At 72.2% G+C, this 8,908-nt stretch carries 11 protein-coding genes; 6 read left to right on the forward strand and 5 right to left on the reverse strand.

Annotated features, from left to right (window positions below; translation table 11 throughout):
- Positions 1 to 111: 111 nt before the first annotated feature.
- Together AB0I88_RS34345 and AB0I88_RS34350 are read right to left on the reverse strand one after the other, a co-directional pair.
- Positions 112 to 1,518: an FAD-dependent oxidoreductase gene (locus AB0I88_RS34345; RefSeq protein ID WP_361034470.1), complete on the reverse strand. Its 1,407-nt coding sequence runs from the start codon at positions 1,516 to 1,518 to the stop codon at positions 112 to 114.
- Between the two features lie 61 nt (positions 1,519 to 1,579).
- A complete protein-coding gene (locus AB0I88_RS34350; protein WP_361034473.1) occupies positions 1,580 to 1,777 on the reverse strand; it encodes a hypothetical protein in 198 nt (65 codons plus the stop codon).
- Between the two features lie 142 nt (positions 1,778 to 1,919).
- Here AB0I88_RS34350 and AB0I88_RS34355 point away from each other — a divergent pair, with 142 nt between their 5' ends.
- A complete protein-coding gene (locus AB0I88_RS34355) occupies positions 1,920 to 2,306 on the forward strand; it encodes a metalloregulator ArsR/SmtB family transcription factor (RefSeq protein WP_361034476.1) in 387 nt (128 codons plus the stop codon).
- A 93-nt stretch (positions 2,307 to 2,399) separates the two neighbouring features.
- On the opposite strand, the gene AB0I88_RS34360 is transcribed toward AB0I88_RS34355, so the two are convergent.
- On the reverse strand, positions 2,400 to 3,026 hold the full coding sequence (locus tag AB0I88_RS34360) for a hypothetical protein (RefSeq protein ID WP_361034480.1): 627 nt from the start codon (positions 3,024 to 3,026) through the stop codon (positions 2,400 to 2,402).
- Between the two features lie 167 nt (positions 3,027 to 3,193).
- On the opposite strand from AB0I88_RS34360, the gene AB0I88_RS34365 reads away from it, so the two are divergent.
- The 3 genes from AB0I88_RS34365 to AB0I88_RS34375 are packed head-to-tail and all read left to right on the forward strand — an operon-like array spanning position 3,194 to position 5,126.
- On the forward strand, positions 3,194 to 3,451 hold the full coding sequence (locus AB0I88_RS34365) for an AbrB/MazE/SpoVT family DNA-binding domain-containing protein (RefSeq protein ID WP_361034482.1): 258 nt from the start codon (positions 3,194 to 3,196) through the stop codon (positions 3,449 to 3,451).
- Positions 3,448 to 4,380 carry an ABC transporter ATP-binding protein gene (locus tag AB0I88_RS34370; RefSeq protein WP_361034485.1) on the forward strand — a complete coding sequence of 311 codons (933 nt, stop codon included), beginning with the start codon at positions 3,448 to 3,450 and terminating at the stop codon, positions 4,378 to 4,380. The genes AB0I88_RS34365 and AB0I88_RS34370 overlap by 4 nt, the downstream gene beginning before the upstream one ends.
- Positions 4,377 to 5,126: an ABC transporter permease gene (locus AB0I88_RS34375; protein ID WP_361034489.1), complete on the forward strand. Its 750-nt coding sequence runs from the start codon at positions 4,377 to 4,379 to the stop codon at positions 5,124 to 5,126. The genes AB0I88_RS34370 and AB0I88_RS34375 overlap by 4 nt, the downstream gene beginning before the upstream one ends.
- Before the next feature lie 4 nt (positions 5,127 to 5,130).
- Here AB0I88_RS34375 and AB0I88_RS34380 read toward each other — a convergent pair whose 3' ends face one another.
- Together AB0I88_RS34380 and AB0I88_RS34385 are read right to left on the reverse strand one after the other, a co-directional pair.
- Positions 5,131 to 5,340, reverse strand: a complete 210-nt coding sequence (locus AB0I88_RS34380; RefSeq protein ID WP_361034493.1) for a dodecin — start codon at positions 5,338 to 5,340, stop codon at positions 5,131 to 5,133.
- Positions 5,341 to 5,598: 258 nt separating this feature from the next.
- Positions 5,599 to 6,156, reverse strand: coding sequence for a dihydrofolate reductase family protein (locus tag AB0I88_RS34385; RefSeq protein ID WP_361034496.1), 558 nt, complete (start codon positions 6,154 to 6,156; stop codon positions 5,599 to 5,601).
- Between the two features lie 176 nt (positions 6,157 to 6,332).
- Between AB0I88_RS34385 and AB0I88_RS34390 the strand changes: the two genes are divergently transcribed.
- Both AB0I88_RS34390 and AB0I88_RS34395 read left to right on the forward strand, forming a co-directional pair.
- Positions 6,333 to 7,226 (forward strand): ABC transporter ATP-binding protein, encoded by an 894-nt coding sequence (locus AB0I88_RS34390; RefSeq protein WP_361034499.1) that lies wholly within the window; start codon positions 6,333 to 6,335, stop codon positions 7,224 to 7,226.
- On the forward strand, positions 7,223 to 8,860 hold the full coding sequence (locus tag AB0I88_RS34395; RefSeq protein ID WP_361034502.1) for a hypothetical protein: 1,638 nt from the start codon (positions 7,223 to 7,225) through the stop codon (positions 8,858 to 8,860). The genes AB0I88_RS34390 and AB0I88_RS34395 overlap by 4 nt, the downstream gene beginning before the upstream one ends.
- The last annotated feature ends 48 nt before the right edge of the window (positions 8,861 to 8,908 follow it).

Consider the following 8,908-nt stretch of genomic DNA (forward strand, 5'->3'; position numbering starts at 1 on the left):
CACGCTGGCCGACCTGACCAGCGAGGAACCGTCGAACCCGAACCTCAAGCCGATCTGTAACGCCGCCGGTGCCGCGGTCGGCGGCCGGCGGGTTCGTGACGGCCCTCGGCGTCAGCAACAGGAGCCGGGCTTGCCGCCGAGGGTGATCAGCCCGGGCGGCGCGGTCAGCAGTCCGCCGGCGACCCCGGTGGCCGGTTCGCGCCCGGGTGACCCCACCGCCACCGGCTCCGGACCGCCGCAGCAGCCGCCACCGGTGGTGGCGATGGTGTCGTCGCCCTCGACCGGGTCGCTGTTGCAGACCCCGGTCTCGGGCAGGTCGAGCTGTACGTCACGGGCCGCGTCCCAGTCCCCGGCCAGGGCGGCGACCACGGAGCGGGCCTGCTCGTAGCCGGTGGCGAGCAGGAATGTCGGGGCGCGGCCGTAGCTCTTGACGCCGATGGCGTAGTAGCCGGGTTCAGGGTGGGCGAGCTCGTCGGCGCCGTGCGGTGGGACGGTGCCGCAGGAGTGCTCGTTGGGGTCGATCAGCGGGGCCAGCGCCCGGGTGGAGCCGAGGATCGGGTCGAGGTCGAGGCGCAGTTCGCCGGTGATCGTGTGGTCGGGCCGGAACCCGGTCGCGGACACGATCCGGTCGGCGATGACGGTCCGTTCGCCGTCGGACACCGCGACGGTGTCGCCGTCGACGGTGACGCTCCGCACGGAGAAGCCGGAGTACAGGGTGATCGTGCCGTTCTCGACGTGCTCGCACAGCCGGGAGCCGATCGCCCCGCGGGCGGGCAGGGCGTCGGCGGTCCCACCGCCGTAGGTGCGGGCCGGGTCGGCGGCGCGGATCGCCCAGCCGACCGTGGTGCCCGGGACCCGGGCGGCGAGGTCGGCGAGCGAGAGCAGCGTGTTGGCGGCGGAGTGCCCGGCGCCGACGACGAGGGTACGGGCGCCGGCGAACCGGTCGCGGTCGCGGCCGAGGACGTCGGGCAGCGCGGACTCGACGAACGCGGCGGCCGCGGTCTCGCCGTGGGCGGGGATGCCGGAGGCGCCGAGCACGTTCGGCGTTCCCCAGGTGCCGGAGGCGTCGATGACCGCGCCGGCGAGGATGTCCTCGCCGTCGGCCAGCCGGATCAGGTAGGGCGCCTGTTCGCGGCCGTGGCTGCGGACCCGGTCGAGGCCGAGACGGGTGACGGCGGCGACGCGTGCCGCGTACCGGATATGGGGTTTGATCGTGGGCAGGCCGGCCAGGGGCTGCAGGTAGTCGGCGGCGAGTTGGGCGCCGGTGGGCAGTCTGTCGTCGTCGGGCCGGGTCCAGCCGTCGTGGGTGAGCAGCCGGGCGGCGGCGGGGTCGATGTCGTACCGCCAGGGTGAGAACAGGCGGACGTGTCCCCATTGCCGGACGGCGGCGCCCGGACCGTCGCCGGCTTCCAGGATCAGGTAGGGCAGGCCGCGTTCGGTGAGGTGGGCGGCGGCGGCGAGGCCGACCGGCCCGGCGCCGATGACGACGACCGGGAATGCGGGAGAGATGCTGGTCACGGTGCGACTCCTGTCTTGATCAGTATCGAATCAGAAGGGGTGATCCGCCTCAGCTGCGCGGTCATCCGCAGCAGCTTCGCCCGGCCGCGACCGCCTCCTGCTTGGCGTCCGCGCCGCAGCAGGATCCCGACTCCCGGGCCTCGGCGGTGGTGCCGCAGCACGGGGAACCGGCCTCGGCGGCGGGGCCGGGCAGGGCGGGCCCGTCGTGAGGCGGGTTGCCGCAACAGCCGCCGGCCGGGGTCGTGATGACGTCGTTCATCGTCGTGCTCCTTGCGGGTTCTCGGCTGGCCGTGGGCACTGCGTCAACGGCGCTGAGGCAGCCCCACCAGCCGGCCGTGCTGGTTAGACGTTTGTCGAATCAGAGAGTTGCACGTTGTTTCGACAACTGTCAACCTAGACGAATGACGAAACAAGCCGGGTCCCTCGCGCTGACCGACCTCAACGCCGAAACGCCGTGCTGCCCGCCACTGGCGCGCCAGCGCGTCCCCGCCGAGACCGCGGCCATGATGGCGCCGGCGTTCAAGGCGCTCGGCGACCCGGTGCGGCTCCAGCTGATGTCGATGATCGCATCCGCGCCGGACGGCGAGGCCTGCGTCTGCGACCTGACGCCGGCGTTCGAGCTGTCCGGGCCGACCATCTCGCACCATCTCAAGACGCTGCGCGAGGCCGGCCTCGTCGACGCCGAACGCCGCGGCACCTGGGTCTACTACCGGGCCCGTCCCGACCTGCTGCGCAGGCTCGCGACCCTGCTGACCATCGAGACGCCCGGCGAGACCCGCACCGGGTGACGGCCCGGCGATCAGGACGCCGCGCGGCCGGCGCTCATCTCGGGATCGCCGAACGGTTCGCGAACCCTCCGGGCGCGGCCCTGCCCAGCGACCTCAGGAGGTCTCACCGGCGCCGCACTCCGCCGCCGACGGCAGAGCCCGGGATTCGCCGTCACCGACGAAGGTGATCGGCTGTCGCAGGACCAGCGCACGGGTCGCCGGGACTCCCCACCAGCTCACCTCGAACCGGAGTTCCTCGAGGCTCATGCGGACGCCCTCGGCGGTCGGCGGCTGGCACCTCATGTCGATCGACCAGAAGACGGTGGCCTCACCGCCCGGGTCCAGGGTCAGCTCCCGCCGGGGCACCGCGTTCGCGTCGTCGCCGGGCCAACCCGGAATGAAGGTGACCTGCTGCCGGGAGAGCCAGTCGGTGGTGTCAGCGGTGTCCAGGCCGTGCACGGTGAACGGCAGACGGCCGGCGTTACGGATGCTGAAGACGGCGCTCACCGTGTCGGCGGGTTTGCCTTTCACCAGCATGCGAGTGTTCTCGACGCCGTCGTTCGCCCACGTCATGCCGGTCCCGGTGGCGATGAGGCCACCCTCGCCGAGCTGCGGCTGTCCCCACCAGACGACGACGGCCGCGGCACCGGCGACGAGCAGCGCCGCGGCCGTCGCCGCCCGCTTGAGCCGGGGCCGCCTCGGCTGCCGGCCCGGTTCGGCCATGTCGTTCTCTTCTCGCACCAGCACATCCCCCGTCGCTGCTCGGCCCGGTGGGGTGATCATCCTCGGCCACGAGCCGGAAAGCACGGGCCGGGCAGCCCTTTGTCCACCGCCGCAGCGACTCGGGCGGATGCTCCCCTCTGGACAATGGAGTTATACTTGTGGGAAAAGTATGACGAGGGGTGGTCGTGAAGCCCGAAGAGCTACCTCCCGCCGAGGGAAGGTTCGCCGGCACGGTGCGGGTCGGCGAGAAGGGACAGATCGTGATCCCGAAAGGGGCACGGGATCTGTTCGGCATCAAGCCCGGCGACACGCTGCTCCTGCTCGCCGACGTCAATCAGGGGATAGCGATCGTGCGCCAGGACGTGTTCGACCAGTTCATCGCCCAAGCCATGCCTCCGGCCGGCCCGCCGCCGGAGCCGGCCGAAGGAGGCACGCAGCCGTGAGCGCCGTCGTCACCTGCACGGAGGTGGTCCGCCGGTTCGGGGAGGTCACCGCCCTCGACAACGTCTCGCTCGAGGTGACGGAAGGCGAGATCTTCGGTCTCATCGGCCCCAACGGGGCGGGCAAGACCACTTTGCTGAACTGCGTCGAGGGCCTGGACCGGCCGACATCCGGGCGGATCAGCGTGCTCGGCCGTGACCCGATCGCCGACCGGCGCGAGCTGACGCTGCTCACCGGGGTGCAGTTGCAGAGCGCGGCATTGCCTCCGCGGATCACCGTGGCCGAGGCGATGCGACTGTTCTCGGGGCTCTACGACGATCCGGTTGCCTGGCCGGAGCTGCTGACCACGCTGGGCATCGCCCACAAGGCGCGCACCCGGGTGGACCGGCTCTCCGGCGGCGAGCGGCAGCGGGTGTTCATCGCCCTGGCGCTCATCCACCAGCCGAAGGTGGTGTTCCTCGACGAGTTGACCACGGCGCTGGATCCGCAGGCGCGGCTGGCCATGTGGGAGGTGGTGGAGCAGGTGCGGGAGCGGGGCGCCACCGTGGTGCTGACCACGCACTACATGGAGGAGGCGGAGCATCTGTGCGATCGGGTCGGCATCATCGACCACGGCCGGATCATCGCGCTCGACACGGTGCCCGCCCTCATTCGTGACCATGCCGGCGACGCCACGGCCCGGCTCGCGCTGACCCGGCCCGCCCCGGCCGAGCTGGTGTCGGCGCTGGAGCGTCTCGACACGGTCACCACGGCACGGCCCGACCGGCGATATCTGACCGTGCAGGGCACCGGCGGGTTCCTGCAGGACGTCCTCACCGATCTGACCGCACGGGACATCCGGATCACCGATCTGCGGGCCGGCTCGCCCGGCCTGGAGGACGTGTTCCTCAACCTGACCGGCCGCGACATGAGGACGGAGGTGGCGTCGTGAAGGGTTACGGCGTACTGACGAGCACGCTGTTGCGCTCGGCGCTGCGGGAGCCGGTCGGGTTGTTCTTCGCGGTGATCTTCGCGCCGGTGCTCGTACTCATGCTGGGTTTGATCTTCGACAACGGGCCTGACCCGAACTTCGGGGGGAAGAGCTTCATCGAGGCCACACTGCCGGCGTTCCCGTCGCTGGTGCTGGCGATCACCGGGGTGCTGCTGGTCCCGCTGGGCCTGCTGAACCTGCGCGAGAGCGGGGCGCTGCGCCGGCTGCGGCTCACACCGCTGCGGCCGAGGGTGTTCATCGCCGCCGATCTGACGGTGAACTTCGTGATCGGGATGACCGGGATGATCGCGGCGCTGGCCGTGGGCCGGCTGGTCTTCGGGGTGGACCTGCCGGGCAACCTGATCGCGGTGCTGGTGGCCGCGGCGCTGGGGCTCACCGCCTTCCTCGCGCTCGGGTACACGCTGGCCGGCATCTACCCGTCCACCGGCGCGGCCACCGGCATCGGCAACACGCTCATGCTGTTGCTGATCATGTCGTCGGGCGCCTTCATCCCGCTGGAGACCATGCCCGAGGGCGTGCAGCGGATCATGAACCTCTCCCCCGTGCACCATTTCGCCGAGCTGCTGCGCGGCGTGTGGGCGGGCGACGCGTGGACGACACTGCTGCTTCCCATCAGCGTGCTCAGCGGCATGATCGTCGTCTTCGGCGCGCTGGCGACGGCACTGTTCCGATGGGAACGCAACTGACGGGTCAGTCGTCGACGCGGAAGCCGAGCTTCACCAGCACCTGGTAGTGGGCCACTTCGCCGTCGACGACCTGGCCACGGATCTCCTTGGCCTCGAACCACTCGATGTTGCGGACGGACTGCGAGGCCTTGGCGATCGCTGTGCGGATGGCGTCGTCGACGCTGGTCGGGCTGCTGCCTACGACTTCGGTGAGCCGGTACACGTGATGCGTCACGACGGATCCTCCTCGGGTCGGGGCCGGCACGGGCGCCGGTTCCTCCGGAATACCAGGGTGCGCGATGCCGCCGCGATCCGCTACGAGAACGGGACGTTCAGCCTTAGGCTGCGGCCCCGGTCGTTCGGCAGGACCGGGATCAGTCCACCGGCCGGGCCACGGAATCGGCGTGCCCTCGCGTTCGGTGCGGCGTCGGCCGTCGCTGTTCGGGCTCGCCGGCACCCGCCCACCGGCGTCACAGACCGAACCCCACCCGGGTCACCGGACGTCGTAGGTCAGCTGGACCATGCCGTTGCCGAAACGGCGTTCTCGCCGCAGCGCCAGCGAGGCGCGCAGGTCGCCGGGAAGCACTCTGTTCCCCCCGCCGACGACGACCGGGCAGATCAACAGCTCCACCACGTCGACGAGTCCCTGCCGGAGGGCGCTGTGCGCGAGGACCGGGCCTTCCACGGTCAGGTCACCGGGCGCGCCGGCGCGAGCCGACTCGACCGCCTCGGCCGTCAGCGCCCGCTCGAGCCGGGTCTGCCGTGTCCACACCGCCGGCAGGGTGGTCGAGAAGACCACCTTCTGCGCGGCCTTCCAGGTCGAGGCGTAGGCCGCGGACTCCGGTGACTGGCCGGCGACCTCCGGATCGGTCTCCCACCCGGCCATGGCTTCGTACATCCGTCTGCCGTAGAGATACGTGCTCACCGTGGCCGCATCGGCGTTGAGCGCCGCGATGACCTCCTCGTCCGGCACCGCCCACGAATAATCGCCCTCGGCGTCGGTGTGACAGCCGTCCAAGGATGACGCGACCGAGTAGATGACTCTGCTCATCCGCCGAGGGTAATGGCCGACCGGCCTATCGGCCTATCGGCGAGCCGGTCGGGTCGGTCGGCCTGGACGCGGACGGCCTTCCCGCGGGGTGACGCGGCGGAGTACGGTGAGCGCCAGGTGTGCCGGGAAGTCTGGTCGGCGGTCATTGATCCACGTCGACCGAAAGGCTTCCCGCGATGACCGATCCCGCGCTGCGCGCCGTCCAGCTCACGAAACGGTACGGCCGGCTCACCGCCCTCGACACCTTGGACCTGGATGTCACACCGGGTGAGGTGTTCGGGTTCCTCGGCCCCAACGGCGCCGGCAAGTCCACCACCATCCGCCTGTTCCTCGGTCTCGCCCGGCCGAGCGCCGGCCGGGCCGAGGTGTTCGGCGCCGACGCCGCCGACGTGGCCCACGCCCACCGGCACCTGGCCTACGTGCCCGCTGACGTGGCGTTGTGGCCGCAACTGACCGGCGCCGAGATCCTGCACCTGCAGGCGCGTACCGGGCCGGGCACCGACCCGGTCTATCGCGACGAACTCGTCGACCGGTTCGACCTCGACCCGTCCCGGCCGGCGCGCACCTACTCGACGGGCAACCGGCAGAAGGTCGCGCTGATCGCCGCGTTCGCCACCCGCGCCCCGCTGCTGGTGCTCGACGAGCCGACCAGCGGCCTGGACCCGCTGATGGAACGCGAGTTCCGTACCGCCGTCCGGCAGGCCCGCGAGCGCGGTCAGACCGTCTTCCTCAGCTCCCACCAGCTCGCCGAGGTGGAAGCGGTCTGCGACCGGGTCGCCATTCTGCGCGCCGGCCGGCTCGCCGACGTGTCGACGATCGGCGACCTGCGAGGCCTGCACCGCTCGGAGGTGACGATCTCCTTCACCGGCACGGCACCGGACCTCGGCATGATCCCGGGTGTCGGGGCCGTCCAGCCCGCCGGCGAGCGGCGGCTGCGGTTCACCCTGACCGGCGAACCCGCTCCCGCACTCCGGGCACTCGCGGCCGCGGAGGTCACCGCCCTGACCGTACGCGAACCGAGCCTGGAGGAGATCTTCCTCGACTACTACGGGGCGGAGGCGACCCGATGACCGTCGGCGCCCTCCCCGCTCCGGCGAACCCGCGGCTCATCTCGGATCCCGCGCCGGGCCGGGCCGTGACCTGGCTGGCGATCCGTCAGATCCGGCGCGGGGGTCTGTTCGTCGCCGGGCTCAGCGGCGCGATGACCGCGCTGGTCGCCGCCACGTACGCGCAGGTGATGGCCGACCCGGCGGCGGCCGGTGGTCTTCGGGCGCTGGCCGGCAACCCGGCGATCCGGACGTTGTTCGGCGCCCCGGTCGGTCTCGACACCGCCGGAGGGTTCACCGTGTGGCGGGTCGGCACCGTCGTCGCGGTGTTGCTCGGCGTCTGGTCGATCCTGGCGACGACCCGGATCACCCGCGGGGAGGAGGACGCCGGCCGCTGGGCTCTGCTGCTGTCCGGCCGTCTTCCGGCGCGGGCCGTCCTGCTTCGCCACCTGGCCCCCGTGATGGTGGTCGCGGCCGCCTCCGCCACCGCCGTCACGGCCGTGCTGCTGCTGTCCGGCACCGAACCGGCGGGCGCCCTGGTGCACGGCGCCGGCACCGGCCTGCTCGGGATGTTCTTCGCCGCGGTGGCGGCGCTGACCGCCCAGATCTTTCCCGCCCGGTCGCCCGCGACCGGCACGGCGGTGGCGGTGCTCGGCGCCGGACTGCTGGCCCGCATGATCGGCGACGGGGTCGCCGCGCTCGGCTGGCTGCACTGGCTGTCGCCGTTCGGCCTGCTCGCGCTCAGCGGACCCTACGTACACGACCGGGTACTGCCGCTGTTTCTGCTGGCCGCCGCGACCGCGCTCCTCACCGTGCTCACGCTGATCTCAGCCCGCCGCCGCGACGTTCACGGCGGTCTGATCCCGGCGGCGGCCGGACGGCGCCCGCGGACCCGGCAACTGGGCAGCGTGGAAGCCTTCGCGGTACGCCGCGCGTGGCGGCCCCTGAGCGGCTGGCTGGCCGGTGTCGGCGCCTACTACCTGCTGATCGGGCTGACGGCGGTGTCGGTCACCGACTTCCTGCGCGACAACCCGGCCTTCGCCGACGAGGCCTCCCAGGCGGGTTTCCAGGGGCTCGGCAGCCTCGCCGGATTCGCCGCGACCCTGTTCGCGATCCTCGCCCTGCCGGCCGGTGTCTTCACCGCCGTTCGGATGGGCGCCTTCGTGGCCGCCGAGACCGGCCGGCGGCTGACCCTGCTCGCGAGCCGGCCGATCAGCCGGATCCGGCTGGCCGGCGCCGAGATCGGTGTCACCGCCGCGGCCGCGGCCGTCCTGGTCACCGTGGCCGGCCTCGCGATGTGGGCCGGGGTCGCCGTCATGGGCGGCGAGCTCGCCGTGGGGGCCGCGTTGCGTGGCGCCTGGAACGTTCTTCCGATCGTGCTGCTCAGCCTCGGTGCGGCGGTGTTCGCCGTCGGGTGGGTGCCACGCTGGGCGGGGCCGATCGGGAGCGTCCCCGGCGTCGGCGGATTCCTCCTGCTGGTCGTGGCCGAGAGCATCGCGGCGCCGGACCGGGTACGCGACGTCTCCCCCTTCGCCCACCTCGCGCCCGTGCCACTCGCCGGGATCGACCTGACGGCCTCAGCGGTCATGCTCGCCCTGGCGGCGCTCCTGACCGTGGCCGGTCTCGCCGGCTACCGTCGCCGGGACCTGTGCTGCTGAGGCCGCCCGCGTGTGGATTTCGGGTGCGCTTCGCGCCCGAAATCCACA

This window comes from Actinoplanes sp. NPDC049802 (assembly GCF_040656595.1).
In the GTDB taxonomy this organism is placed as follows: Bacteria; Actinomycetota; Actinomycetes; order Mycobacteriales; family Micromonosporaceae; genus Actinoplanes.

Bases quoted from the DNA above. Each gene is read 5' to 3' on its own strand.
- AB0I88_RS34350 (WP_361034473.1), bottom strand. From the start codon at position 1,777: ATGAACGACGTCATCACGACCCCGGCCGGCGGCTGTTGCGGCAACCCG.
- AB0I88_RS34355 (WP_361034476.1), top strand. From the start codon at position 1,920: ATGACGAAACAAGCCGGGTCCCTCGCGCTGACCGACCTCAACGCCGAA.
- AB0I88_RS34385 (WP_361034496.1), bottom strand. From the start codon at position 6,156: ATGAGCAGAGTCATCTACTCGGTCGCGTCATCCTTGGACGGCTGTCAC.
- AB0I88_RS34390 (WP_361034499.1), top strand. From the start codon at position 6,333: ATGACCGATCCCGCGCTGCGCGCCGTCCAGCTCACGAAACGGTACGGC.
- AB0I88_RS34395 (WP_361034502.1), top strand. From the start codon at position 7,223: ATGACCGTCGGCGCCCTCCCCGCTCCGGCGAACCCGCGGCTCATCTCG.